The 23,718-nt window shown below is 62.9% G+C and carries 26 protein-coding genes; 15 read left to right on the top strand and 11 right to left on the bottom strand.

Annotated elements, in window-relative coordinates:
- Positions 1-86: 86 nt before the first annotated feature.
- Positions 87-1,019 carry a D-2-hydroxyacid dehydrogenase gene (locus J5M73_RS23605; protein ID WP_102861633.1) on the top strand — a complete coding sequence of 311 codons (933 nt, stop codon included), beginning with the start codon at positions 87-89 and terminating at the stop codon, positions 1,017-1,019.
- A 113-nt stretch (positions 1,020-1,132) separates the two neighbouring features.
- Here J5M73_RS23605 and J5M73_RS23600 read toward each other — a convergent pair whose 3' ends face one another.
- A complete protein-coding gene (locus J5M73_RS23600) occupies positions 1,133-1,726 on the bottom strand; it encodes a nitroreductase family protein (RefSeq protein ID WP_102861634.1) in 594 nt (197 codons plus the stop codon).
- 274 nt (positions 1,727-2,000) lie between these two features.
- Here J5M73_RS23600 and J5M73_RS23595 point away from each other — a divergent pair, with 274 nt between their 5' ends.
- Together J5M73_RS23595 and J5M73_RS23590 are read left to right on the top strand one after the other, a co-directional pair.
- The gene (locus tag J5M73_RS23595; RefSeq protein ID WP_102861635.1) at positions 2,001-2,450 is read left to right on the top strand and encodes a YcgN family cysteine cluster protein; all 450 of its coding nucleotides are present in this window, start codon (positions 2,001-2,003) and stop codon (positions 2,448-2,450) included.
- Positions 2,451-2,500: 50 nt separating this feature from the next.
- Entirely contained in the window at positions 2,501-3,736 is a 1,236-nt protein-coding gene (locus J5M73_RS23590) for a hypothetical protein (RefSeq protein ID WP_102861636.1), read from the top strand.
- A 39-nt stretch (positions 3,737-3,775) separates the two neighbouring features.
- Here the strand turns inward: J5M73_RS23590 and J5M73_RS23585 are convergent, their stop codons facing one another.
- The 4 genes from J5M73_RS23585 to J5M73_RS23570 all read right to left on the bottom strand — a co-directional run bounded on the left by J5M73_RS23585 (position 3,776) and on the right by J5M73_RS23570 (position 5,919).
- Positions 3,776-4,147 (bottom strand): DUF2892 domain-containing protein, encoded by a 372-nt coding sequence (locus tag J5M73_RS23585; RefSeq protein WP_102861637.1) that lies wholly within the window; start codon positions 4,145-4,147, stop codon positions 3,776-3,778.
- Between the two features lie 82 nt (positions 4,148-4,229).
- Entirely contained in the window at positions 4,230-4,697 is a 468-nt protein-coding gene (locus J5M73_RS23580; protein WP_102861638.1) for an RNA methyltransferase, read from the bottom strand.
- 108 nt (positions 4,698-4,805) lie between these two features.
- A complete protein-coding gene (locus J5M73_RS23575; protein ID WP_102861639.1) occupies positions 4,806-5,183 on the bottom strand; it encodes a YajD family HNH nuclease in 378 nt (125 codons plus the stop codon).
- A 49-nt stretch (positions 5,184-5,232) separates the two neighbouring features.
- Entirely contained in the window at positions 5,233-5,919 is a 687-nt protein-coding gene (locus tag J5M73_RS23570) for a hypothetical protein (protein ID WP_102861640.1), read from the bottom strand.
- A gap of 75 nt (positions 5,920-5,994) precedes the next feature.
- Between J5M73_RS23570 and J5M73_RS23565 the strand changes: the two genes are divergently transcribed.
- Positions 5,995-6,309 (top strand): hypothetical protein, encoded by a 315-nt coding sequence (locus J5M73_RS23565; RefSeq protein WP_102861641.1) that lies wholly within the window; start codon positions 5,995-5,997, stop codon positions 6,307-6,309.
- On the opposite strand, the gene J5M73_RS23560 is transcribed toward J5M73_RS23565, so the two are convergent.
- Positions 6,306-6,779 carry a cyclic nucleotide-binding domain-containing protein gene (locus J5M73_RS23560; RefSeq protein ID WP_102861642.1) on the bottom strand — a complete coding sequence of 158 codons (474 nt, stop codon included), beginning with the start codon at positions 6,777-6,779 and terminating at the stop codon, positions 6,306-6,308. The genes J5M73_RS23565 and J5M73_RS23560 overlap by 4 nt on opposite strands.
- Before the next feature lie 103 nt (positions 6,780-6,882).
- Positions 6,883-8,937 carry a S9 family peptidase gene (locus J5M73_RS23555; protein WP_102861643.1) on the bottom strand — a complete coding sequence of 685 codons (2,055 nt, stop codon included), beginning with the start codon at positions 8,935-8,937 and terminating at the stop codon, positions 6,883-6,885.
- Between the two features lie 100 nt (positions 8,938-9,037).
- On the opposite strand from J5M73_RS23555, the gene J5M73_RS23550 reads away from it, so the two are divergent.
- The 3 genes from J5M73_RS23550 to J5M73_RS23540 are packed head-to-tail and all read left to right on the top strand — an operon-like array spanning position 9,038 to position 10,897.
- Positions 9,038-9,535 carry an MFS transporter gene (locus J5M73_RS23550; RefSeq protein ID WP_102861644.1) on the top strand — a complete coding sequence of 166 codons (498 nt, stop codon included), beginning with the start codon at positions 9,038-9,040 and terminating at the stop codon, positions 9,533-9,535.
- A gap of 32 nt (positions 9,536-9,567) precedes the next feature.
- Entirely contained in the window at positions 9,568-10,344 is a 777-nt protein-coding gene (locus tag J5M73_RS23545; RefSeq protein ID WP_102861645.1) for a class II glutamine amidotransferase, read from the top strand.
- 10 nt (positions 10,345-10,354) lie between these two features.
- Entirely contained in the window at positions 10,355-10,897 is a 543-nt protein-coding gene (locus J5M73_RS23540; protein ID WP_102861646.1) for a DUF2937 family protein, read from the top strand.
- A gap of 132 nt (positions 10,898-11,029) precedes the next feature.
- Here J5M73_RS23540 and J5M73_RS23535 read toward each other — a convergent pair whose 3' ends face one another.
- On the bottom strand, positions 11,030-11,950 hold the full coding sequence (locus J5M73_RS23535) for a LysR family transcriptional regulator (RefSeq protein ID WP_102861647.1): 921 nt from the start codon (positions 11,948-11,950) through the stop codon (positions 11,030-11,032).
- Between the two features lie 138 nt (positions 11,951-12,088).
- Here J5M73_RS23535 and J5M73_RS23530 point away from each other — a divergent pair, with 138 nt between their 5' ends.
- From J5M73_RS23530 to J5M73_RS23515, 4 genes are all read left to right on the top strand, one after another.
- Positions 12,089-13,372: an MFS transporter gene (locus J5M73_RS23530; protein ID WP_102861648.1), complete on the top strand. Its 1,284-nt coding sequence runs from the start codon at positions 12,089-12,091 to the stop codon at positions 13,370-13,372.
- Positions 13,373-13,444: 72 nt separating this feature from the next.
- Entirely contained in the window at positions 13,445-14,197 is a 753-nt protein-coding gene (locus tag J5M73_RS23525) for a 5-oxoprolinase subunit PxpA (protein ID WP_102861649.1), read from the top strand.
- Positions 14,194-14,898, top strand: a complete 705-nt coding sequence (pxpB, locus tag J5M73_RS23520; protein ID WP_102861650.1) for a 5-oxoprolinase subunit PxpB — start codon at positions 14,194-14,196, stop codon at positions 14,896-14,898. Before J5M73_RS23525 ends, pxpB begins: the two co-directional genes overlap by 4 nt.
- On the top strand, positions 14,895-15,812 hold the full coding sequence (locus tag J5M73_RS23515; protein WP_115581811.1) for a biotin-dependent carboxyltransferase family protein: 918 nt from the start codon (positions 14,895-14,897) through the stop codon (positions 15,810-15,812). Before pxpB ends, J5M73_RS23515 begins: the two co-directional genes overlap by 4 nt.
- 113 nt (positions 15,813-15,925) lie before the next feature.
- On the opposite strand, the gene J5M73_RS23510 is transcribed toward J5M73_RS23515, so the two are convergent.
- The 3 genes from J5M73_RS23510 to J5M73_RS23500 form a co-directional block, all read right to left on the bottom strand.
- Positions 15,926-17,104, bottom strand: a complete 1,179-nt coding sequence (locus tag J5M73_RS23510; protein ID WP_102861652.1) for a VWA domain-containing protein — start codon at positions 17,102-17,104, stop codon at positions 15,926-15,928.
- A gap of 164 nt (positions 17,105-17,268) precedes the next feature.
- Complete coding sequence (locus tag J5M73_RS23505) at positions 17,269-18,114, bottom strand: MoxR family ATPase (protein ID WP_011059855.1); 846 nt, start codon at positions 18,112-18,114, stop codon at positions 17,269-17,271.
- Positions 18,115-18,257: 143 nt separating this feature from the next.
- Positions 18,258-19,334: a DUF748 domain-containing protein gene (locus J5M73_RS23500; RefSeq protein ID WP_102861653.1), complete on the bottom strand. Its 1,077-nt coding sequence runs from the start codon at positions 19,332-19,334 to the stop codon at positions 18,258-18,260.
- A 127-nt stretch (positions 19,335-19,461) separates the two neighbouring features.
- Between J5M73_RS23500 and cysK the strand changes: the two genes are divergently transcribed.
- The 4 genes from cysK to J5M73_RS23480 all read left to right on the top strand — a co-directional run bounded on the left by cysK (position 19,462) and on the right by J5M73_RS23480 (position 23,679).
- Positions 19,462-20,436, top strand: coding sequence for a cysteine synthase A (cysK, locus tag J5M73_RS23495; protein WP_102861654.1), 975 nt, complete (start codon positions 19,462-19,464; stop codon positions 20,434-20,436).
- A gap of 368 nt (positions 20,437-20,804) precedes the next feature.
- A complete protein-coding gene (locus J5M73_RS23490) occupies positions 20,805-21,743 on the top strand; it encodes an aspartyl/asparaginyl beta-hydroxylase domain-containing protein (RefSeq protein ID WP_102861655.1) in 939 nt (312 codons plus the stop codon).
- 352 nt (positions 21,744-22,095) lie between these two features.
- On the top strand, positions 22,096-22,959 hold the full coding sequence (locus tag J5M73_RS23485) for a DMT family transporter (protein WP_102861656.1): 864 nt from the start codon (positions 22,096-22,098) through the stop codon (positions 22,957-22,959).
- A gap of 342 nt (positions 22,960-23,301) precedes the next feature.
- On the top strand, positions 23,302-23,679 hold the full coding sequence (locus J5M73_RS23480; protein ID WP_102861657.1) for a hypothetical protein: 378 nt from the start codon (positions 23,302-23,304) through the stop codon (positions 23,677-23,679).
- The last annotated feature ends 39 nt before the right edge of the window (positions 23,680-23,718 follow it).

The raw sequence follows: 23,718 nt of genomic DNA, 5'->3' as shown, positions 1-23,718 counted from the left end.
TGCAATTGACTGACCTGGCCACCGCCTTGATCGATGGAGCAATGCTCCGTCGGCGGCGGCCTGCACCGTTTTTTAAGGTTTGAACCATGCGCGTTCTGATTGCCGAACACGATCACGCTGTTTATGCCCGCCTGTTGCGTCAGGCGGCTCCGGAGCTGGAAGTGCTGACCAGCGGCGATTCCGCCGAACTGTCGCGGCTGGCGGCCGATTGCCCGGTCTGGCTGGGCCAGCCGGACCTGCTGGCGACCCTGCTGCGTCAGGGCCATCAGCCCCAGTGGCTGCAATCCACCTGGGCCGGTATCACCCCGTTGCTGGCCGACGGTCTGCCCCGGCATTACCGCCTGACCCGGGCGGTGGGCATCTTCGGCCAGGTGATGGCCGAGTACGTGCTCACCTACATCCTCGGCCATGAGCGCGAAGTGCTGGCGCGGCTGGTCAGCCAGGTGGAGCGCAAGTGGGACAACCGCCTGGGCCAGAGCCTGGTGGGGCGCAAGGTGCTGATCGTCGGCACCGGCGACATCGGCCAGAGCGTGGCGCAATTTCTGCTGCCCTTTGGCGTGAAGCTGTACGGCATCGCCAGCCAGGCGCGGGAGCAGGCCCCCTTTATCGAAGTGGCTGGCCTGGAAGACCTGGGACGCTTGGTGGGGGAGGTGGATTATGTGGTCAATCTGCTGCCCAACACCCCAAGTACCCACGACCTGTATGACGCGGCGCTGTTCAAGCAATTCAAGTCCACGGGGCTGTTCATCAATGTGGGCCGGGGTGTTTCCGTGGTCGATGGCGACTTGGTGCAGGCCCTCAAGGATGGGCATCTGGCGGGGGCGGTGATTGATGTCTGCCGCCAGGAACCCTTGCCGCAACGGCATCCGTTCTGGACGGCCTGGGGCTTGCTGCTGACGGGCCACAGCTCGGCGCCGACCTCGCCGGAACTGATGGTGCAGTTGTTCGTCGACAACCTGCGGGCCTACCAGGCCAAGCAGGCCTTGCGCGGCGAAGTGGATTTCGCTCGCGGCTACTGAAACGTGCCTGATCGTAGGAGCGAGCTTGCTCGCCGAAGCCGCGCTTGCCAGGCAAGCGCGGCGGCCTTCAGGGCTTCGCGAGCCAGCTCGCTCCTACAGAGACGATCGCGGCTTTAGAGGCTGAAATCGCCTTCGGCCACGGTCTCGCTCAATGGACGGCGCGGGCTCGGCTCTTCACGGGCCTGCAGGTAGTCGGCCAGGGTCGACTTGTCTCCCAGCTTGCCCACCGCTATCGCTGCGTGCAGTGCATAGCCTTCGGGAATCTTCAGCTCCTTGCGGGTCAGTTCCTGGTCGAAGCCGGCCATGCCGTGGGTGTGCCAGCCGCTGAGGCTGGCCTGCAGTGCCAGGTGGCCCCAGGCCGAGCCGGTGTCGAAGGTGTGCCACAGGGCCGGGCTTTCTTCCGTGGCGCCGGGGGCGGTGAAGGTGGTCTTGGAAATCACGATCACCAGGGCCGAGGCATGTTGCGCCCAGCCACGGTTGAATTCGTTGAGCAGGCCGAGGAAACGCTCCCAGTTCGGCGTATCGCGTCGGGCATAGAGAAAGCGCCAGGGTTGCGAGTTGTAGGCCGAAGGCGCCCAGCGCGCGGCTTCGAAGAAGCTCAGCAGGGTTTCTTCAGGGATGGTTTCGCCAGTGAAGGCCCGTGGCGACCAGCGCTGAGTGAACTGCGGGTGGATGGCGTAATCGGCAACGCGAGGATTGGCGCTCATGGAAAAACTCCTGGCAGCAAGTGAGAAGGGTGGAATAAACCGGCAAGCGCAGATCAGCTGAGCGAAGGGGTATTCCTGACCCCGTGCGGTTTGCCGGGTGCAACGCGGTCGAGCGTTAATGGCACTCGGGCGCGGGGTGGTCCGAGGCGCAAAGCTACTGTGCGGGCCTGTTGCTGACAAGCCCCGGCCTACCGACAGTCGTAAGCGCTTGGCCCGCCGGGCCTTCGGCACTAGACTGGCGGCCTTTTCACCCTCGGATACTGATGCTTGAGCCATGGCCGCCAAAGTCGAACCTTTCTGGATACGCAAAACCCTCGAACAGCTCGACCAGGACGAATGGGAGTCGTTGTGCGATGGCTGCGGTCTGTGCTGCCTGCAAAAGCTTGAGGACGAGGACGACAACAGCGTCTATTACACGCGCATCGCCTGCAAACTGCTGGACCTGAAAACCTGCCAGTGCAGCGACTACCCCAATCGCCGGGCGTCGGTGCCCGACTGCATCCAACTGACCCCGGGCAAGGCCGACGAATTCAAGTGGCTGCCACCCACCTGCGGCTACCGCCTGGTGAGCGAAGGCAAGGACCTGCCGCTCTGGCACCACCTGGTGTGCGGCGATCGCGATGCGGTGCACCACGAACGTATTTCCCAGTCCGGGCGCATGCTGGCCGAAGGCAGCGTGGCGGAAGAGGACTGGGAGGATCATCTGATTTTCCGCGCCGGCTGAGGATTCGCCGCGTTGGCTGCAGAACCAGGTTACCCAGGAAAGGAGTGTGTATGAGGGTGGGGGCGAAACTGGCGCTGGCCGCTGCAATGCTGGCATTGAGCGTATCGGCCTTTGCGGCGAAGAAAGTCGATCTGGATTATCACGTGCGTTTCCTGCCCCAGAGCGATCAGGCCGAGGTGCGCCTGACCCTGGCCGAGGGCTCGGCCTTGCGCAGCCTGGACTTCGACCTGGGGCGTGACGGCGACTACAGCGACTTCAAGGCCGACGGCCAATGGCAGGCCGGGGCGGCGGATGCCGGTGGCCAGCGCGGTGTCTGGCGTCCGGCCAGCGGCAAGGCCAGCCTCAGCTACAGGGTGCGCCTGAGTCACAGCATCAAGAAGGGCATCTACGACAGCCGCAGCAGCGCCAACTGGGCGCTGTTGCGCGGCGAGACCCTGGTGCCCCCGGCCAGGCTTGATCAACAAGATGGCGTCGAACTGGTGGCGCGCCTGGACTTCGATTTGCCGGCCGGTTGGAAAAGCATCGAAACCGCCTGGCCGCGTATCGGCAAGAATCGCTTCCGCATCGACAATCCCTCGCGTCTGTTCGACCGTCCCGCGGGCTGGATGCTGGCCGGCAACCTGGGCAGCCGCCGTACGCGTCTGGGAGCAACCGAAGTCAGCGTGGTGTCGCCCCTGGGCCAGGGCATGCGCCGCATGGACGTGCTGACCCTGTTGACCTTTGTCTGGCCGCAAGTACAGGCGGTGTTCCCGCGTCAGCCCGGCAAGCTGTTGATCGTTGGTGCGGCCGATCCGATGTGGCGCGGCAGTCTGGCGGGGCGTGACTCGCTGTTCCTCCATAGCCGCCTGCCCCTGGTCAGCGAGAGCGGCAGCAGCCCGTTGTTGCGGGAACTGGTGCAGTCACTGTCGCGGATCAACGACAGCCAGGGCAGCGACTGGATCAGCGAGGGGCTGGCGCAGTACTACGGCATCGAACTGTTGCGCCGGGCCGGTGGCATCAGTGACGAGCGCTATCAGGTGCTGCACAAGCGCCTGGTCCGGGACAGTCACAAGGTCGACAGCCTGCGGGGCGAGCAGGTAGACAGTGCCACCGTGGCCAAGGCCGTGCTGCTGTTGCAGGAGCTGGATCGGGAAATCCGCCTCAAGACCCGCAACAAGCGTTCCCTGGACGACGTACTGCAAGCGGCGATGCGCCTGGAAAGCGTCAGCACCGCCGAGTTCATCCAGCTCAGTGAAAACGTGCTGGGCGAATCGTCCAAGGTCCTGGACACCAGCCTGCTGCATTGACCCTTGCCCGCGCAGGGGATCCGCAGGAACACCTTCGCCTCAAGCCTTGGGCGTCTTCACTTCATCATTGCTGGCCGCCTTGGCATGGCGGCTGGCCGCTTCGGCATTGGCCTTCAGAGTGCGCAGTTCTTCCCCGGCGCGCTCGATCTTGCTGCGCACGTTGTGCATGTCCTGGCGGCTCTTTTGCAGCAGGCTTTTCGCCGAGCTATGTCCGGTAATCCCCCGGGCCAGGGCCACGCCACCGATGGCGACTTGAATCAGGCCGAACACGCCGCCGCGGCGCAGGCCCTTGCCCATCATCACCACGCCACCGGCCAGGGAGCCGATGCGCTCCCAGCCCTGGACGTTCTGGGTCGGTTGGCTCGGCAAGGGTGTGGCTTCGATCGTTTGCAGCTGTTTGCGCTCGCTCATGCTCTGTCTCCAAGGGCGGTGTGGGATACAAAGCTGACTGCACCAGGGCGTCGCTGGTTCCCGGGGATTGATCGACGGGTTTTCAGTACTTCGGACCGGAGCGGGTGTTGTTGCCTTTGGCCAGGCGATCGTAGAGCACCACGTTGACCGTGGCCGCCAGGTTCATGCAGCCGGTGGTGGGGATGTAGACCACGTCTTCGCACCAGTCGCGGATCTCCTTGTCGAGGGAGCCGTCTTCCGGACCGAAGATGTACAGCGCACGGTCCGGGTGGGTGTATTCCGGCAGCGCACGGGCGCCTTCCACCAGTTCCACGGCCACCGGGATGCAGCCCAGGGGGAGGATTTTCTTCAGGTCGTCGATGCCGATCAGGGGAATGTCCTGGTGGACCTTCTTGGTGTCGGTGACGAAGTCGCGGGCACGTTCATAGCGCTTGCCGGTGTAGAACACCGAGGCGACGCCATAGCAGCCGGCGGCGCGCATCACCGAACCGACATTCTCCGGTGACTTGGGGTTATACAAACCGATGCAGCTGTACCTTTTGTTTGCCACGAGCGAGGAGCCTTGGGGGAAAAGAGCGCGATTATACGGGGATTGTGCGGGGTGTGGCGGGGTGCTCGGCGGTTCGCGGGCAAGCCGGGCGGCTGGCCCGCGAAAAGCTTACTCGTCGTCTTTCTTCATCAACCCGGCCAGGGCGGCAAACGGGTTGTGGGTCGCCTTGGCAATTTTCGGGGTGCTCAGGGAGCCTTCGCCGAAGTACTGCTGGTCGGTGTAGCGCGAGTGCTCGTTGTCATGGCAGTACAGGCACAAGAGTTCCCAGTTGGAACCGTCCTGGGGGTTGTTGTCGTGGTTGTGATCGCGGTGGTGCACGGTCAGCTCGCTCAGGCGCTTGCCGGAAAACTCCCGGGCGCAGCGGCCGCAGACGTGGGGGTACATCTTCAGCGCCTTGTCGCGGTAGCCCATTTCCCGGTCGCGCTGGGCGTCGGCAAGGATACGGTCCAGCTTGGCGGTGTTGGACGGGGGAGTGGACGAACTCATGGGTTCACCTTTGTAGAAGGACTAATGACGGTAATGGACAAAGTTTAGCTCAGGCCTTGAGCTTCTCGGCAATCCAGATGGTATGCCGGGTGCCGCGATTGCCGTGAGCGTACACCTGCACTTCCTCGGCCTTGAAGCCGGCCTTGCGCAGGCGCTCGGAGAACTTCTGGTCGGCGCTGGCCGACCACACCGCAAGAATGCCCTTGGGCCGCAGAGCGCGGGCACAGGCGGCCAGGCCGGCGCTGGAGTAGAGCCAACTGTTGGTTTTCTGGGTCAGGCCTTCGGGGCCGTTGTCGACGTCGAGCATGATCGCGTCGAAGCCCTGGGGCTCGGCCTGCAGGACCTTGGCCACGTCTTCCAGGCGGATCACCGTGCGCGGGTCCAGCAGCGGCCGGCCGGACTTTTCCCCGAGCGGGCCGCGGTTCCACTCCACTACCCCGGGCACCAGTTCGGCGACCACCACCTCGGCGCTCTGGCCCAGGTGCTTGAGGGCCGCGGCCAGGGTGAAGCCCATGCCCAGGCCGCCGATCAGCACCCGCGAGTTCGGGCGCCCGGCGACCTTGCTGCAGGGAATCTGCGCCAGGGCGTCCTCGGAGCCGTGCATGCGGGTGTTCATCAATTGGCCGCCGTCGCCGCCCTGGATCTTGATGACGAAATCCTCACCGTATTCGAACAGGCACAAGGCACCGCCGTTGTCGGGAATCGCAGTGGTGTCCAGCAGTACGAAACGTTTCATGGAGATCTCATTGAGGAAGGCAAAAGCTCCCGGTTGGGAGTAGCCTGACGCCAGACAATAGCAATGGAGCCATTGATGAAGCGCACTATTCTAACGGTGATTGCCCAAGCGGCGCTCGCCCTGACCGCCGCCCTGGCGCTCAGTGCTGGCCCGGCCCTGGCCGACGAGCCGCAAAGCGCCCCGGTGGTGACCCCGACGCCGACCCTCGGCACCCCGGGCACGGCCACCCCCACGCCTTATCCGCAAGTGACCCCACCCAGCACGCCGAAAACCGGCAGCAGTGGCAGTGCGCCCTTGCTGCCGCCCATCGACATGCCCAAGCCGCCCAAGGATCAGACCCTGCCGGGGCTGGAGCAGAACGACAACAAGGCCAAGGTGCAAGGAGCCTAGATCTGCTGTGCGAGCAACTGGCCGTCGGCCATGCGCAGGCGCTTGGACAGGGAAATAGCCAGGGCGCGGATGATCTTGGCGGCGATCTTCGGCGCATCGTTGAGCATCTTCTCCAGGGAGTCCTTGCCCAGGTTGAGCAACTGGCAATCACTGGCCGCCACGCAGGTGGCCGAGCGTCGCTCGCCATCGAGCACCGCCATTTCGCCAAAGGCCCGGCCGCTGCGCAGGGTGGCGATGGTCAGCGGCTGGCCGTCCAGGGTGCTCTTTTGCACGGCCACCTGGCCGCTGTGGATGATGCACATGAAACTGCCGGCATCGCCTTCACGAAAGATCGCTTCGCCTTCGGCGATGCTGCTGATGCTGAAATAGCCGGCCGCCGCGTTGAAGTCGGCGGGCTGCAGTTGGTCGAACAGGCCGCAGTCCATCAGCCAGTCGCGGATCTCGTTGTTCAGTAAGGTGGGTTCAGACATGGGATCAGGGTCTTTTTCTTGTGTCTGTTGCACGGGCGCAGGCCCGGTCCGGCGGTTGCCGGCGGCGGTCCAGGGTTAAGACAGGAGCGCCGCCGAGAGTTCCTCAGTCCAGGCCCAGAATGTTCAGGATAAAGGCATATTCGAGGGCTACGTCACGTAATCCCTGGTAACGGCCGCTCATGCCGCCATGACCGGCGCCCAGTTCGGTCTTGAGCAGCAGCAGGTTGTCGTCGGTCTTGGTGGCGCGCAGTTTGGCCACCCATTTGGCGGCTTCCCAGTACTGCACGCGACTGTCGTTGTAGCCGGCGATCACCAGGGTTGCCGGGTAGGCCTGGGCCCGGACATTCTCGTAGGGGGCGTAGGCCTTGATCCGCTCATAGACCTCAGGGTCCTCGGGATTGCCCCATTCGTCATACTCGGTGACGGTCAGTGGCAGTTCCGGGTCGAGCATGGTGTTGAGCACGTCGACGAAGGGTACTTCGGCGATGGCCGCCCGGAACAGTTCGGGTCGCTGGTTGAGCACGGCGCCGATCAACAGGCCGCCGGCACTGCCACCGCTGATGGCCAGTTGCTGGGCGCTGGTCAGGCCCTGGGCGATCAGGTGCTCGGCGCAGGCGATGAAGTCGCTGAAGGTGTTCTGTTTGTGTTCCTGCTTGCCGGCGCGATACCAGGCTTCCCCCAGCTCGCCACCGCCGCGCACATGGGCGATGGCAAAGGCCACGCCGCGATCGAGCAGGCTCAGGCGGGCATGGGAGAACCAGGGATCGAGGCTCTCGCCATAGGCGCCGTAGCCATACAGGTACAGCGGTGTCGGTTGGCCCAGGCACTCGCGCTTGACCACCAGGCTGATGGGCACCTGGGTACCGTCGGCCGCGGTGGCCCAGAGGCGCTGGCTGACGTAGGCATCGGCGTCGAAGGGGCCCAGCACCGGGGTTTCCTTGAGCACCTGCTGTTGACCGTCGGCCAGTTTCAGCTGGCGTACCTGGGCCGGGCGATTCAGCGCCTCGTAGCGCAGGCGGATGCGATCGCTGGAAAACTCCAGGCTGTTGTGCACGTGCAGGCTGTAGGCCGCGTCCGGCAGTTGCACGCGATACACGGGCAGGTCCTGGGGATGCACTTCGATGATTGGCAGGCCGCCTTCGCGCAGGCTCAGGGTCATGGCGCCGGCATTGAGGGTCACGCCGTCGAGCATCACCTCGGGGTTGTGCGGGACCAGCAGTTGCCAGTCGCTTTCCTCGGGGATAACGCCTTCGTCCGCAGCCTGGTAGAGGGCGAAGTTGATGCCCTCACGGTTGCTGCGGATGAACCAGGTCCACTGGCCGTCGAGTTGACCGTGATCGACATCGTATTCATGGCCTTCGACCCGTGGCGCCAGGCAGGTGAACGGCAACTGCGGCTGCGCGGCATCCAGGGCCCAGGTTTCGCCGGTGGTCTTGCTGCCCAGGGACAGCAGCAATTGGCGCTCGGAGCTTGAGCGGTAGCAGTGCAGGAAGAAGCGTCCGTCCGGCTCGTGGAACACTTCCTCGGCGGCTGTGCCGTCCAGGCGGTAGCGGAACAGTTTGTGCGGGCGGTGAGTGTCGTCCAGCTCGCCGAAGAACAGGGTCAGGCTGTCGTTGGCCCAGGTCATGCTGCCGTCGCAGTTGTCGAAGGACAGCTCGCTGACCTTGCCGTTGGACAGCTCCTTGATGAACAGGGTGTAGATTTCCTCGCCGGTGGTGTCGAGGCTGTAGGCCAGGCGCTGGTGGTCGGGGCTGATGCTGAAGGCACCGAGGGAGAAGAAGCCTCCGTTGGCCAGGGCATTGGGGTCCAGCAGCAGCTGTTCGCGGCTTTCGTCTACCGTCAGGCTGTCGTCCGCCGGGCGCGGGCAGCGGTAGTGCCGGGCGTATTCGTCACCGGCGGTGGTGCGGGTGTAATACAGGTACGGGCCCCAGGGCGAGGGCAGGGACAGGTCGGTCTCGAGGATCCGGCCCTTGATCTCCTGGAACAGTGTCTCGCGCAGGGGCGCCTGGTGGGCCAGCCGGGCTTCCTGGTAGCTGTTTTCAGCGTTCAGGTAGTCGAGCACCGCGTCGGTGTCGCGTTCCTGCAGCCAGGCATACGGGTCAGCGCCTTCGGCCTTGTGGGCAATCGGGGCGCTGCTGTCGTTGGCGGGTAGGGGCATGGGTGGCTCTCGAACGAAGACAAATGAGGGCTTGGCAGACGGCGGTGCAGCCTGACACGGGAAAAGTCGTTATCATAAGCGCCTCTTTGCCTGCCTTGCCATGGACACCATGACCGAGAACGACTATCTGATCGCCTGGGGCCTTTACGCCTTTGCCGCCTTGGGCTGCCTGCTGGTGTGGATGCGCCTGACCCGCTGGATGTGGCGCTGGCTGCGCGAGCCGCTGCGTGTACTGGTGGCGGTGCTGCTGTTCAGTCCCACCATCATCGACCCGGTCAAGGAAAAATTTGCCCCGGCGGTGGCTATCACTGCCCTGGATATGGCCTTCAAGGTCGGCAACAACGCCTGGCGCGCGGTGTCCGATCTGTTCATGTACGGCATGATCGCCTTTGGCGTGTACCTGCTGTTCGTGCTGATCCGCTGGCCCATCGAGCGTGCCGCCAATGAACGCCGCCAGCGCAATGAAGCGGCGCAAGCCGCGGCCAAGGCTGCCGAAGTCGAGGATGACCAGCCCTTTGGTGGCGCCGGCAATGACCGTTATGGTCGTCCGCCAGCTGCGGGCACCCCCCTGAACACGCGGGTCGAGCCGCGTCTGTAACCTGGCCCCGGCATTGCAGCGAGAGTCCGAGCATGTGTGAGTTATTGGGCATGAGCGCCAATGTACCGACCGATATCGTCTTCAGCTTTACCGGGCTGATGCAGCGCGGCGGCCGCACCGGCCCCCATCGCGACGGTTGGGGCATCGCCTTCTACGAGGGCCGCGGCCTGCGGCTGTTCCAGGATCCGGCGGCCAGCAGCGAGTCGGAAGTGGCCAACCTGGTGCAGCGCTACCCGATCAAGAGCGAAGTGGTCATCGGCCACATCCGCCAGGCCAACGTCGGCAAGGTCTGCCTGGCCAACACCCATCCCTTTGTCCGTGAACTCTGGGGCCGCAACTGGTGCTTCGCCCATAACGGCCAGTTGGCGGACTTCCAGCCCCAGACCAGCTTCTATCGTCCGGTGGGCGATACCGACAGCGAGGCGGCCTTCTGTGACTTGCTCAACCGGGTGCGCGAAGCCTTTCCCGAACCGGTGGAGGTCGAGCAACTGCTGTCGACCCTGATCCAGGCCTGTAGCGAATACCGCAGCAAGGGCGTGTTCAACGGCTTGCTCAGCGACGGTGACTGGCTGTTCTGCTTCTGCTCCACCAAGCTGGCGCAGATCACCCGGCGCGCGCCGTTCGGCCCGGCCCGGCTCAAGGATGTCGATGTGATTGTCGACTTCCAGGCGGAAACCACCCCCAACGACGTTGTGACGGTGATCGCCACCGAACCTCTGACCGAAAACGAAACCTGGACCCGCTATCAGCCGGGCCAATGGAGCCTGTGGCGGCGCGGTGAATGCGTCAGCCACGGCCAGACCGAATAAGGACATCTCTATGTTGCTCAGTTATCTGCGGCTGGTGTTGTTCGCCGCCGGCCTGTTGATCGGTGTGCAAGTGCCGGGTTTCATCAGCGACTACGCCAAGCGCGTGGAAGCCCACTTGATTGAGTCGCAGAACAGCCTGCGGGGCTTCCAGGGCACCGCGCAGCAGTTCTTCAAGGGCGATCTGAATGCGCTGGTGGCCCATTACCGGGCCAGCGAAGACCCGGTGTTTCGCAGCGATGCCGAAAGCTTGAGCGGTTTGCTCCATCGTCAGCTGGCCCTGGACAAGCAATACCAGGCGATGCAGGGCCCGTGGTACATCCGCCTGTTGCAAGTGGCCCTGGCAGCCGACCCGGATATCCGCAAGGAAACCTGGGACGGCTACAGCTACCAGATCCTGCTGACCCCGGAAGCGATGATCTGGGGCATGAGCGGCGCCATGCTGCTGTCCTTTGGACTGGAGTGCCTGTACCGCCTGATCGACTGGGTGGTCCTGGGCGGGCGGCGTTTGCGCCAGAGCCGTCCCATCGAAGAACGTGACCTCAAAGGCCTCTGACTGCCAGTAGGTGCCTTCACTCCACATCTGTAGGAGCCGGCTTGCCAGTGAAGGGGCCTGTAAGCCTGCGTCTGGCTACAGATCGCCTTCTCGCTGGCAAGCCAGCTCCTACGAGGGGGGGGATGGCGATGTTTACTGGGGGGCGATCAGTACCAGCTGATCCTCGCCGACCTTCTGCCCATAGCGCTGCACCACGCGCTGGCACAGCTCCACGATATCCTCCACCAGCTCCACGCCCACGCGCCACGACACCACCACCTGCAGGTTGGGCGGGCGCTGGTCGATGGCCAGCAGGGTCAGTTCGCCACGGGCCAGCTCTTCGCGGACCAGCACCGGCGGCAGGGCGCCAATCCCGAAGCCGTCCCTGAGCAGGCGGGTGATGGCCGACACCGAGTTGACGCAATTGAGCCGTGGCGCCGGCACCCCGTTGGCCTGCATCAGGCTCAGTACCTGCTGGTGGGGCAGGGAGTTCTTCGAATAGGTGATGATCCGCTCCCGGGCCAGCTCGGCGAGATTGGCGTAGTCGCGGTTGTAGATCGAGTTGCTGGCGGCAATCCAGCCCACCGGGTGGCTGGCCAGCTCCCGGCTGCGGATGCTTTCCTGGCGCAGCAAGTCGGTCTGCAGCACCAGGTCGAGAAAGCCTTTTTGCAGCTGGTCGCAGAGATTCAGCGAGGTGTCGGCCACCAGTTCGATTTCCACTTGCGGGTAGTGATCCATCATTTCCGCCACCAGGGGGCTGAGCCAGGTGTGGATCACCGTATCCATGACCCCGATGCGAATCCGCCCGACCTTGCTCGACGGCGCCTCGATGGACTGTTTCAGCACCTGCAGGGTGTCGAGCATCTGCTCGGCGTGCTCCAGCACCTTGAGCCCTTGCGGGGTCAGGCTGACGCCCCGCGAGTCCCGCAGGAACAGCTTCACCCCCAGTTCGCCTTCCAGCACCGCGATACGGCTGGAGATGGCCGCCTGGGTGGTGAAGAGTTTTTCCGCGGTCAGGCTGAAGCTCTTGAGCCGCGCCACCCAGACGAAGGTTTCGAGAAACTTGAGATTCATGGGATCAACTTTTCTTATGCCTTGGGGCGGTTTTTATTAGTTGGACGCAGGTTGTGCCTGAACCGAAGAATGGCCCGACCCACGATATGCGTCGTCGGGGCCCAGAACAATACCAACAACACTACCCTGGAGATCGCCATGAGTGCGCCCGAAACATTGGCCGCCAAGGCTCCGCGCCGCGCCGGCCCGTTTGACTGGTACCGGGACATCAACCAGCAGGAACGCCGGACATTCTGGAGCTGCAAGATAGGTTACGGCCTGGATGGCATGGACACCCAGATGCTCAGCTTCGTGATCCCGACCTTGATCGCGCTGTGGGGCATCACTTCCGCCGAAGCCGGCCTGATCCATACCAGTACCTTGCTGGCCTCCGCCCTGGGAGGCTGGATCGCCGGGATTCTTTCCGACCGCATCGGCCGGGTACGCACCCTGCAACTCACGGTGCTGTGGTTTGCCGTCTTCACCTTTCTCTGCGGTCTTGCGCAGAACTACGAACAGTTGCTGATCGCCCGCACCTTGATGGGGTTTGGATTCGGCGGCGAGTGGACCGCCGGGGCGGTGCTGATCGGTGAGGTGATCCGCGCCAAGAATCGCGGCAAGGCGGTGGGCATGGTGCAGTCCGGCTGGGCCCTGGGCTGGGGGCTGACGGCGCTGCTGTATGCGCTGCTGTTCTCCTTGCTGCCGCCGGAGGACGCCTGGCGCGGGCTGTTTCTGCTGGGCATCCTGCCGGCGATTTTCGTGATCTTCGTTCGTCGCCTGGTCAAGGACCCCGAGGTCTACCGGGCAACCAAGGCGCGTGAAGCGCCAAGCAACCCGGCGCGGTTCTACGAGATCTTCGCCCCGGGGATTCTCAGCACCACCCTGCGCGCCTCCTTGCTGGCGGCAGGGGCCCAGGGTGGTTACTACGCCATCACCTTCTGGCTGCCGACCTATCTGAAGACCGAGCGCGGCTTGAGCGTGCTCAGTACCGGCGGCTACCTGGCCATGGTGATCGCCGGCTCCTACGTGGGCTATGTGATCAGCGCCTACCTGACGGATATTCTCGGCCGCAAGAAGAACTTCGTGCTGTTCGCCGCCGGCTCTTTCACCATTGTCCTGCTCTATACGCAAATGCCGGTGAGCAATGCCGTGATGCTCTGGCTGGGCTTTCCCCTGGGCTTCTTCGCTTCAGGCATTTTCAGCGGCATGGGGGCGTTCCTCACTGAGCTGTTCCCCACCCGTATCCGCGGTTCCGGCCAGGGGTTCTGCTACAACAGCGGCCGGGCGCTGGCGGCGCTGTTCCCGCTGCTGATCGGCCTGCTGAGCCAGCATGTACCCCTGAGCGTGGCCATCGGCAGCTTTGCCGCGGTGTCCTACGGCGTGGTGGTGCTCGCGGCCCTGAGCCTGCCGGAAACCCGCGGCAAGGAACTTGAGGCGCGCTAACTGATAATCTGCGCGGACATTGCGCGACAGCCCTGCAGCTGACCCACAACAAGAACCACAGGAGCACTGACCATGAGCCGCCTGTTATTGAATTGCGACATCGGCGAGAGCTTTGGCAACTGGACCCTGGGCCTGGATGCCGAGGTGATGCCCTTTATCGACTGCGCCAACATTGCCTGCGGCTTCCATGCCGGCGACCCGGGCATCATGCGCAAGACCGTGGCCCTGGCCCTGGCCAACGGCGTGCGCATCGGTGCGCACCCGGCCTATCAGGATCTGGCCGGTTTCGGCCGCCGCTCCATGAGCTATTCGCCCGAGGAGATCCAGGATCTGCTGCATTATCAGATCGGTGCACTGGATGGCATCTGCCGAGCCCAGGGCGGGCGGGTCGAGTACGTCAAACCCCACGGCGCGATGTACAACGACATGATGGCCAAGCCTGCGCAATTGCGCGCGGTGATCGCGGCGGTGGCAGCGTACGATCCACAGTTGCCGCTGATGCTCATGGCCACCCGCGATAACAGCGCCGCACAGGCGCTGGGCGACGAATATGGCGTGACCCTGTGGTTCGAGGCCTTTGCCGACCGTGCCTACGACAATGCCGGGCACCTTGTTTCGCGACAGCTGCCAGGGGCAGTGCACCACGATTCGGCGACCATCATCGAACAGGCCCTGACCATTGCCCGTGGCGAGCCTTTGACCGCCAGCGACGGCAGCGCCTTGCAGTTGCACGCCAACACTCTGTGCGTGCATGGCGACAACGCCAGTTCGGTGGCGGCCGTGCAGCGCATTCGCGCGGCCCTGAACCAGCAGTCCGGCCTATGAAGCCACAGGTTGAAGTCGTCGCCATCGACTGCCTGATGGTGCGCCTGTTCGAAGTGATCGCCGAGGACAACATGCCCTGGATGCTGGCCGCCGCCCAAGGGCTGCGGCGGGCTTTTGGCGAGTCTCTGATCGACCTGGTGCCGTCCTATACCACGTTGATGGTGCATTACGACCTGCTGGCCCTGAGTCCGTCCGAGGCTCGGCAGCGGATCGCGGTCGCCTTGACCGATCTGGCGCCCAGTACCACTCAGGCCGGGCGCGAGCATGTGCTGCCGGTGTGGTACGACCTCAGTGTCGGGCCGGAACTGGCGCTGTTGTCCCGGCGCAGCGGGCTGTCGGTGGCCGAGGTGATCGAGCGTCACAGCCAGCGTGAATATCAAGTGTTCGCCCTGGGTTTCGCGCCCGGATTTGCCTTCATGGGGTTGGTGGAAGAGGCGCTGGCGGCGCCGCGGCTGAACACCCCGCGCAAGCGGGTGGCGGCAGGCAGTGTGGGGATCGCCGAACGGCAGACCGCCGCTTACCCGGTGGTATCGCCGGGGGGCTGGAACCTGATCGGCCGTACCCCGAGCCGCCTGTTCGATCGCGAGCGCGAAGGCTACAGCCTGATGCAGCCGGGGGACCGCGTGCGCTTTGCTGCCGTGGAGCGGGCCGAGTTCCTGCGCCTGGGGGGCGATGACACGCCGCTGGAGGTGCCGGCATGAGCCGCTTGATGATCGAGGCCAGCACCCCGCTGTGCCTGCTGCAGGATGCCGGGCGTTTTGGTGTGCGCCATTTGGGCGTGACCCAGGGTGGGGCGCTGGATTGGGTGTCGATGTCCTGGGCCAACTGGCTACTGGGCAATGCCCTGGATGCGCCGGTGCTGGAAATCACTCTGGGCGGTTTCACCCTGTTGGCCGAGGACTATTGCCTGCTGGCCCTGGCCGGTGCCGATCTGGGGGCATATGTCGATGAGCGGCCTTTGAGCCCGGGACGCAGTTTCATCCTGCAAAAGGGCCAGCGCCTGCGTTTTACTCAACCTTTCTTCGGCGCCCGGGCCTACCTGGCAGCCCCTGGCGGATTTGACGCGCCCAAGGTGCTGGGCAGTTGCGCCAGTGTGTTGCGCGAAGCCTTGGGCGGTCCGGATGGTTATGGCCGGGCCCTGAGCGAGGGCGGGGCCTTGAGTTACTCGGGGACTGGCGGTGCGCTCAGGAGCCTGTCGGCCGCGCAGTTGCCGGATTGGCAATGCGCAGCACCCCTGGAGGTGATTCTGGGCGCGCAGATCGGCCAGTTCAGCGGTTTGAGCCTGTTCGACGCCTTCAACAGCACCTGGACCCTGGACAGCCGTGCCGATCGCATGGGCGCGCGCTTGCTGGGGCCGACCTTGCAGTATCAGGGCCGGCCGATGATTTCCGAGGGCATTCCCCTGGGGGCGATCCAGGTGCCGCCGGACGGCCAGCCGATCATCCTGCTCAATGATCGGCAGACCATTGGCGGCTATCCGCGATTGGGGGCGTTGACCCCTTTGTCGCTGGCGCGGTTGGCGCAGTGTTTGCCGGGCAGCGAGGTGCGATTGACGCCGGTGGTGCAGGAAACGGCGCATCGGCAGCAGGTGGCATTCTTGCGCAGGTTTGGGTAATGGCTGAAGGCGGCCGCTTCGCGACCGTTCGCAGCCTGCGGCAGCGGCTACAGGGGGCTCTGTAGCCGCTGTCGAGCCATGGCGAGGCTGCGAAAAGGCCCGCAAGGCCGCGCTTACTTGGACAGGAAACGCATGCCTTCTTCCAGGCCACGCAAGGTCAGCGGGTACATCTGGTCTTCGATCAACTCGCGAACGATGTTGGTCGAAGCGGTGTAGCCCCAGGTGTCTTTCGGGTAGGGATTGATCCAGATGAGCTTCTTGTACTTCTCCATGAAGCGCTGCATCCACACATAGCCGGCTTCCTCGTTCCAGTGTTCGACGCTGCCGCCGGCCTGGGTGATTTCATAGGGCGCCATGGCGGCGTCACCGACGAAGATCACTTTGTAGTCGGCGCCGTACTTGTGCAGCAGGTCCTGGGTCGAGGTGCGTTCCGAGCCGCGGCGCAGGTTGTTCTTCCACACCGATTCATAGATGAAGTTGTGGAAGTAGTAGTACTCCAGGTGCTTGAACTCGGTCTTGCAGGCCGAGAACAGTTCCTCGCAGATCTTCACGTGGGCATCCATGGAGCCGCCGATATCGAACAGCAACAGCAGCTTGATGCTGTTGCGTCGCTCCGGGCGCATCTGGATGTTCAGCAGTCCGGCATCACGGGCGGTGTGGTCGATGGTGCCGTCGATGTCCAGCTCCTCCGCCGCACCCTGGCGCGCGAACTTGCGCAGCCGGCGCAGGGCCACCTTGATGTTGCGGGTGCCCAGTTCCACCGAGTCGTCGAGGTTCTTGTATTCGCGCTGGTCCCAGACTTTCACCGCCTTGCCCTGGCGCTTGCCGGCGTCGCCGACGCGGATGCCTTCCGGGTTGAAACCGCCGGAGCCGAAGGGGCTGGTGCCGCCGGTGCCGATCCACTTGTTGCCGCCGGCGTGGCGTTCCTTCTGTTCTTCCAGGCGCTTCTTGAACTCTTCGATGAGTTTGTCCAGGCCGCCCAGGGACTGGATCTGCGCCCGTTCCTCATCGCTCAGCGAGCGCTCGAATTCCTTGCGCAGCCAATCCTCGGGGATCAGCGCCTGCAGGTGGTCATCGAGCTTTTCCAGGCCGTTGAAGTAGGCGCCGAAGGCTCGGTCGAACTTGTCGAAATGCCGTTCGTCCTTCACCAGGATTGCCCGGGCGAGGTAGTAGAACTCGTCCATGTCGGCGAAGGTCACGCGCTGCTTGAGCGCGTTGATCAGGTCCAGCAGCTCGCGTACCGACACCGGTACCTTGGCCGCGCGCATTTCATTGAACAGGTTGAGCAGCATGACTATCGCTCTCTAATGATCTAGGGGTCTGTTCAGAAGCTCGCCAAGCGGCGATCAGGCAAGGCAGAAACAGGTGAGGAGGCGGAGTTTAGCGAGCTAAATGAGCATTCCGAACCGATTTCTAACGCAGCATGATCGACGCGCAGGCAGCTTCTGGGCAGAGCCTAACGACTACCGCGACGGCTCATGAAGGCCAGGCGTTCCAGCAACTGCACGTCCTGCTCGTTCTTCACCAGGGCGCCGGCCAGGGGCGGGATGGCCTTGGTCGGATCGCGTTCGCGCAGCACCGCTTCGCCGATGTTGTCGGCCATCAACAGCTTGAGCCAGTCCACCAGCTCCGAGGTCGAGGGCTTCTTCTTCAGGCCCGGCACCTTGCGCACATCGAAGAATACGTCCAGGGCTTCGCTGACCAGGTCTTTCTTGATGTCCGGGTAGTGCACGTCGACGATCTTTTGCAGGGTGGTGCGGTCGGGGAAGGCGATGTAGTGGAAGAAGCAGCGACGCAGGAAGGCGTCCGGCAGCTCTTTCTCGTTGTTGGAGGTAATGATGATGATCGGCCGCTGCTTGGCCTTGATGGTCTCGTCGATTTCGTAGACGTAGAACTCCATCTTGTCGAGCTCTTGCAGCAGGTCGTTGGGGAACTCGATGTCGGCCTTGTCGATCTCGTCGATCAAGAGGATCACCCGCTCCTCGGATTCGAAGGCTTCCCAGAGCTTGCCCTTCTTCAGGTAGTTGCGGATGTCGTGGACCTTGTCCACACCCAGCTGGGAGTCGCGCAGGCGGCTGACCGCGTCGTACTCATACAGACCCTGGTGGGCCTTGGTGGTGGACTTGATGTGCCAGGTGATCAGCTTGGCGCCAAAGGATTCGGCCAGTTGCTCGGCGAGCATGGTCTTGCCGGTGCCGGGTTCGCCCTTGACCAGCAGCGGACGCTCCAGGGTGATGGCGGCGTTGACTGCCAGCTTCAGGTCATCGGTGGCGACGTATGCGCTGGTGCCTTCGAACTTCATCTGCAATTCCTCGAACGGTGACGGCGAGCTGCCCGGGGCAGATCGATTGAATGGAGAGTGATGGCGCGACTATAACGCGGTGCCCGGTCGACTGTGAACGTGGACGCCCCATTCAGTCTCTGAATGGAGCGTCACGGGGTTACTCAGTCAGTCGAGGGCTTGGGTTGTTCGTAACGGGCATTGAAAGCCTGGATGAATCCATTGCGCAAAATCTGCAAAAACGCCTGGAATGCGCTGATATCTTGCTGGTGCACACTGCCGCTGAGTTCGACCCGGGTGGCGAACTGGTTCTTGTGCTGGTTCTTCAGCAGGTTTTCCCCGGCCCCCACCAAGGCTTCCCATACCGAGCGGAATATTCCTTTGTTGCGGTTCTCCACGTCCTGCTGCCAGTTGAAGACTTCCACGTCCCGCAGCAGCGGCTTGATATAGCCATGCAGTTGGCCCTTCTCGGCCTGGGCTTCGATCACCACGTCGCCGTGTCCGGCATTGAAGTCGAACTTGCCGTAGGCCGAGGCGAAGTCGTTGAAACGCTTGAGTTCGATATCCCGGGCCCGCAGACGGAATTCGAAGTCCTCGAAATTGCTCAGGGGGTCGAAGGTGGCGGTGCTTTCCATGGGGGCCTGGCCTTGCAGCAAGGCCTTGCCGTCGAAGCGTGCATCGCGTTTGCCCTGGGTATCCACCACGTTGGTCAGGTTGTAGACGCTGGCATTGACCTGGGTGGCGCCGATGTTCACCGGGGGCGTGGAGCTGAAGTTGCGAAAGTGGATCTTGCCGTCGCTGATCCGCAGCTCGTCGAGGGTGATGGGCAACAGCTTGCCCAGTTGCGCCCGCCAGTCGGTGCCTTCACCGGTCTGCGACGCTTGCTTGTCGGCGCCGCCATCGACGAAGTTCAGCTCCGGCTGGACGAACTGCACCTTGGCCACCACGGCGTGGTCGTACCACAGTGAATGCCAGCTCACCGCCAGGTCGATCTGCGGCGCCTTGACGAAGGGCACCGGCACCTTGCCGCTGACCTTGACGATCTCCAGCCCGTTGATGCGGTAGGCGCCGCGCCACAGGGCCAGGTCGATATCGCTGATCTGGCCACGGTAGTCGCCCATGTCTGCCAGTTTGTCATTCAAGTAGTCGCGCACCAGATAGGGCAGGGTGAAGTGCAGGGCCAGCAGCAGGACCAGCAGGCCGGCCAGGGTCCATAGGGGCCAACGGTAACGACGTTTCATGATCAGCAGTCTCCAGCCGTATAGAGGCATTGACTGCCTGGGGTCGCAGTCGTTCGGCGCGACTGGACGCTCAAAGGCACCAGGCATACCCTTGAGGACTTCTTCACTGCTGCATAAGGACCCAGCCATGAGCCGAATTTTTGCTGACAATGCCCATTCCATCGGCAATACGCCCTTGGTGCAGATCAACCGTATCGCCCCTCGCGGCGTGACCATCCTGGCCAAGATCGAAGGGCGTAACCCGGGCTATTCGGTGAAATGCCGGATCGGCGCCAACATGATCTGGGACGCGGAAAGTCGCGGCAAGCTCAAGCCGGGCATGACCATCGTCGAGCCCACTTCGGGCAACACCGGGATTGGCCTGGCGTTCGTCGCCGCTGCCCGTGGTTACAAGCTGATGCTGACCATGCCCGCGTCCATGAGCATCGAGCGGCGCAAGGTGCTCAAGGCCCTGGGGGCGGAGCTGGTGCTGACCGAGCCGGCCAAGGGCATGAAGGGCGCGATTGAAAAGGCGGCGGAAATTCTCGCCAGCGATCCGTCCAAGTACTTCATGCCGCAGCAGTTCGATAACCCGGCCAACCCGGCGATCCACGAGAAAACCACCGGTCCGGAAATCTGGAACGACACCGATGGCGCCGTGGACGTGCTGGTGGCTGGGGTCGGCACGGGTGGCACCATCAGCGGTGTGTCGCGCTATATCAAGAAGACCCAGGGCAAGCCGATCCTCTCGGTGGCGGTGGAACCTGCCACGTCGCCGGTCATCAGTCAGAAACTGGCCGGTGAAGAGATCAAGCCCAGCCCCCACAAGATCCAGGGCATCGGCGCCGGTTTCGTGCCCAAGAACCTGGATCTGGAAATGGTCGACCGGGTCGAGCTGGTGACCGACGAGGAATCCAAGGCCATGGCCCTGCGGTTGATGCAGGAAGAGGGGATTCTCTGCGGGATTTCCTGCGGCGCGGCAATGGCGGTGGCGGTGCGCCTGGCCCAGACCCCGGAAATGCAGGGCAAGACCATCGTGGTGATCCTGCCGGACTCCGGCGAGCGCTATCTGTCGAGCATGCTATTCAGCGATCTGTTCACCGAGCAGGAAAACCAGCAGTAACGCACCCCGGGCATTCGCCGACAGGCGCCGGCTCGCCGGTGAATGCTGACCTACATCAGGCAAGAGCCTGGCCGCTTATGCTACTTAAGCGCCTTTGTTGCACGTCCGTTAACACTGAATGTTGAGTCGTGCGGGTTTTTCCAGGGTCCAGGAGTGTTTATCATTGCCGGCTGCCAGGTTGGGTGAACACTCCCCCACACAGGCTGTGTGAAAACTACTGCGTTTGGCAATACTGCGTTAAAAACAGGCTCGGAATGCTCATTTAGGCCCCTAAACTCCGCTTCCTCGCCTGTTTTTGCCTTGTCTTGCCTTCACTCGCAACGTTTTCACACAGCCTGCACAGGTGCCTATTTCCAAGGAGTCGTTGCATGAGCTTTTCCTTTGCCGCCAAGTTCGCGGTGTTGTCGCTGTTCGTCGGCAGCATCCTTTACGTGCATCTGCGCGGCAAAGCGCGTCTGCCGGTACTGCGCCAGTTCGTCAACCATTCAGCGTTGTTTGCCCCCTACAACGCGCTGATGTATCTGTTTTCCGGAGTGCCCTCCAAACCTTACCTGGACCGTAGCAAGTTCCCCGAGCTGGACGTGCTGCGGGACAACTGGGAAGTGATCCGCGAAGAGGCCATGCATCTGTTCGACGAGGGATATATCCGCGCGGCGGAGAAGAACAACGATGCCGGCTTCGGTTCCTTCTTCAAGAAGGGCTGGAAGCGTTTCTACCTCAAGTGGTACGACAAGCCCCTGCCGTCGGCGGCCGCGCTGTGCCCCAAGACCGTCGAGCTGGTGAGCGCCATTCCCAACGTCAAGGGGGCGATGTTCGCCCTGCTGCCCGGTGGCAGCCACCTGAACCCGCACCGCGATCCCTTTGCCGGCTCGCTGCGTTATCACCTGGGTTTGTCGACTCCCAACTCCGACGCTTGCCGGATCTTCGTCGATGGCCAGGAGTACGCCTGGCGCGACGGTGAAGACGTGATGTTCGACGAGACCTATGTGCACTGGGTGAAGAACGAAACCGAAACCACCCGGGTGATCCTGTTCTGCGACATCGAGCGTCCGCTGAGCAGCCCGCTGATGACGCGCATCAACCGCTGGGTCAGCGCCCAGTTGGGGCGTGCGACCGCGCCGCAGAACCTTGATGACGAGCGCGTTGGCGGGATCAACCAGGCCTATGCCTGGAGCAAGCGTTTCAGCGACAGCTTCAGCGGTGTGGTCAAGCAGTGGAAGCGCCGCAATCCCAAGCTCTACCGCATCCTGCGCCCGGTTCTGGCGGTGGTGGTGCTGGTGGTCTTGTGGAAGTGGTTGTTCGGATAAGTCTTGCAATGAATATCGGGCGCCGGTTACATTCGGCGCCCGATGAGTCAACCGACTCATGGTTTTTTCCCTTCAAGAAAGATCAGCTCATGGCCTTTTCCCCTCTCAACGCGGTAGTGGTTTCAGCGGTCAACGCTGGCGTCGTGCCGTGCGGGAATCAGCAGCCTGTGCAGATCGGTCAGTACCCCCCACCTGTCAGTAGCACGCCGGTGTACGCAGTCGTATCACCGCCGGGCGTTGGCTTTTCGGGCTGATCAGCAATCGCTGCTGTTCCCTGTGCCCGCCTGAACCAAACACTACTGAACTTCAGCCTTGGCTGAATTGGCTTCTTGCCTGATTACAGGTGGTTTTCATGTTGCTCATTTCCAAAAAGTCCGCACTTGCGGCGGCTTCCACGAGCCTGTTCGTCCTGCTCTGGAGCAGTGGCGCGATCTTCTCCAAATGGGGCCTGACCCAGGCTTCGCCCTTTGCCTTCCTGCTGCTGCGTTTCATCATCGCGCTGATGGGCCTGGTGCTGCTGCTGCCCCTGCTCAAGCTCAAGTTGCCCCAGGGGCGCCGGGCCGTGGGCTTTGCCATGGCCACCGGCCTGGTGCTGCTGGGGGCCTACCAGATCTTCTACATCCTGGCCCTGGACCTGAAGGTCACCCCCGGCGTGATGGCCACCATCATGGGGGTGCAACCGATCCTCACCGTGGTGCTGATGGAGCGCCAGCGTTCCTGGAGCCGCCTGTTCGGCCTCAGCCTGGGGCTCACCGGGCTGATCATGGTGGTCTACCAGGGCATCGGTCTGGCAGGGATATCCGTCTCCGGCATGCTCTGTGGCCTGTTGGCCCTGGTCAGCATGACGGCCGGTTCGATCATGCAGAAGCGCATCACCGACAACCCCTTGGGCACCCTGCCGGTGCAGTACCTGGCGGGCCTGTTGCTGTGTGCGCTGTTCGTGCCGTTCCAGCCGTTTCACTTCGAGTACAGCGCCAGCTTCGTGATTGCGCTGCTGTGGATGGGGTTGGTGGTGTCGGTACTGGCCACACTGCTGCTGTACCGCTTGATCGCTCAGGGCAACCTGGTGAATGTCACCAGCCTGTTCTATCTGGTGCCGGCGGTGACCGCATTGATGGACTTTATCTTTTTCGGCAATCGTCTGGCCTGGCTGAGCCTGATGGGCATGGGCCTGATCATTGTCGGCCTGGTCTTCGTGTTCCGTAAGAGCGCCTGATAGTTACGGGCGACGATCTTCGCGGTGGTTGTCCAGACCTGCGGCCGAGCGCAATGCTCGGTCGCTTTTGCGCATCATTGATTCAATTAATGATCGACTATAAGCACGAATAGTGGCTAGATGCCACTATCGTCGTGTAGTTCTTTGCCGGTCAATAAAGGTCTGATTTCAAACCTTGTATGTGCACGTAATGAGCGACTGAAGCGAACCCTCAAGGTTCTTTTGATAACCAGATGCTTAGACTTTTTTGTTGGTATTCCAAATTAGTCCATCAGACAAACCTTAAAAGCTAAAGCCGGTACCTAGACTGACGACATAGTCCTTAAACAAAGGAGAGTCAGTATGAACGCAACGTTCGCTTCAACCGCTTTCGGTTTGCTTTTGGGACTGTCGAGCAGTTGTTTCGCCGCTGCTCCCGTGGCACAGGGGGTCATCCGCTTTACCGGCAGTATCGTTGAGAGCCATTGCACCACCAGCGCCGCCAGCACAGGGCTTAGCCTACGCCAATGTCCTCAAGGCTCCCGCGGCACCGCAATCGACGTAGCCCGTGTGGGAGCCGTGGCCAGCGTCAGCGCTTCGGATCATTCCGCCGTCAAGGTCAAGCTCCTGGCCGACAGTGGTTCCCAGGGCCGTTACTACAACCAGCACTATGCCTTTGTTGATCAGGCCGGCAAGGCCGTAACCTCCGGCACCTACCTGATTACCCTGAACGTTCCATAGGGCCACCGCCAGCGTTGCGACTCGGAGCTGCGGCCTCCC

Origin of the sequence: Pseudomonas sp. 50_B (genome assembly GCF_017491625.1) — a bacterium.
In the GTDB taxonomy this organism is placed as follows: Bacteria; Pseudomonadota; Gammaproteobacteria; order Pseudomonadales; family Pseudomonadaceae; genus Aquipseudomonas; species Aquipseudomonas danubii.
Note: the sequence above shows the minus strand (reverse complement) of the source record. Positions and strands in the feature narration are given on the sequence as shown.

Coding starts and splice junctions, on each gene's coding strand:
- J5M73_RS23605 (WP_102861633.1), top strand. CDS start 87: ATGCGCGTTCTGATTGCCGAACACGATCACGCTGTTTATGCCCGCCTG.
- J5M73_RS23600 (WP_102861634.1), bottom strand. CDS start 1,726: ATGAGCGCCAATCCTCGCGTTGCCGATTACGCCATCCACCCGCAGTTC.
- J5M73_RS23595 (WP_102861635.1), top strand. CDS start 2,001: ATGGCCGCCAAAGTCGAACCTTTCTGGATACGCAAAACCCTCGAACAG.
- J5M73_RS23590 (WP_102861636.1), top strand. CDS start 2,501: ATGAGGGTGGGGGCGAAACTGGCGCTGGCCGCTGCAATGCTGGCATTG.
- J5M73_RS23585 (WP_102861637.1), bottom strand. CDS start 4,147: ATGAGCGAGCGCAAACAGCTGCAAACGATCGAAGCCACACCCTTGCCG.
- J5M73_RS23575 (WP_102861639.1), bottom strand. CDS start 5,183: ATGAGTTCGTCCACTCCCCCGTCCAACACCGCCAAGCTGGACCGTATC.
- J5M73_RS23570 (WP_102861640.1), bottom strand. CDS start 5,919: ATGAAACGTTTCGTACTGCTGGACACCACTGCGATTCCCGACAACGGC.
- J5M73_RS23565 (WP_102861641.1), top strand. CDS start 5,995: ATGAAGCGCACTATTCTAACGGTGATTGCCCAAGCGGCGCTCGCCCTG.
- J5M73_RS23560 (WP_102861642.1), bottom strand. CDS start 6,779: ATGTCTGAACCCACCTTACTGAACAACGAGATCCGCGACTGGCTGATG.
- J5M73_RS23555 (WP_102861643.1), bottom strand. CDS start 8,937: ATGCCCCTACCCGCCAACGACAGCAGCGCCCCGATTGCCCACAAGGCC.
- J5M73_RS23550 (WP_102861644.1), top strand. CDS start 9,038: ATGGACACCATGACCGAGAACGACTATCTGATCGCCTGGGGCCTTTAC.
- J5M73_RS23545 (WP_102861645.1), top strand. CDS start 9,568: ATGTGTGAGTTATTGGGCATGAGCGCCAATGTACCGACCGATATCGTC.
- J5M73_RS23540 (WP_102861646.1), top strand. CDS start 10,355: ATGTTGCTCAGTTATCTGCGGCTGGTGTTGTTCGCCGCCGGCCTGTTG.
- J5M73_RS23535 (WP_102861647.1), bottom strand. CDS start 11,950: ATGAATCTCAAGTTTCTCGAAACCTTCGTCTGGGTGGCGCGGCTCAAG.
- J5M73_RS23530 (WP_102861648.1), top strand. CDS start 12,089: ATGAGTGCGCCCGAAACATTGGCCGCCAAGGCTCCGCGCCGCGCCGGC.
- J5M73_RS23525 (WP_102861649.1), top strand. CDS start 13,445: ATGAGCCGCCTGTTATTGAATTGCGACATCGGCGAGAGCTTTGGCAAC.
- pxpB (WP_102861650.1), top strand. CDS start 14,194: ATGAAGCCACAGGTTGAAGTCGTCGCCATCGACTGCCTGATGGTGCGC.
- J5M73_RS23515 (WP_115581811.1), top strand. CDS start 14,895: ATGAGCCGCTTGATGATCGAGGCCAGCACCCCGCTGTGCCTGCTGCAG.
- J5M73_RS23510 (WP_102861652.1), bottom strand. CDS start 17,104: ATGCTGCTCAACCTGTTCAATGAAATGCGCGCGGCCAAGGTACCGGTG.
- J5M73_RS23505 (WP_011059855.1), bottom strand. CDS start 18,114: ATGAAGTTCGAAGGCACCAGCGCATACGTCGCCACCGATGACCTGAAG.
- J5M73_RS23500 (WP_102861653.1), bottom strand. CDS start 19,334: ATGAAACGTCGTTACCGTTGGCCCCTATGGACCCTGGCCGGCCTGCTG.
- cysK (WP_102861654.1), top strand. CDS start 19,462: ATGAGCCGAATTTTTGCTGACAATGCCCATTCCATCGGCAATACGCCC.
- J5M73_RS23490 (WP_102861655.1), top strand. CDS start 20,805: ATGAGCTTTTCCTTTGCCGCCAAGTTCGCGGTGTTGTCGCTGTTCGTC.
- J5M73_RS23485 (WP_102861656.1), top strand. CDS start 22,096: ATGTTGCTCATTTCCAAAAAGTCCGCACTTGCGGCGGCTTCCACGAGC.
- J5M73_RS23480 (WP_102861657.1), top strand. CDS start 23,302: ATGAACGCAACGTTCGCTTCAACCGCTTTCGGTTTGCTTTTGGGACTG.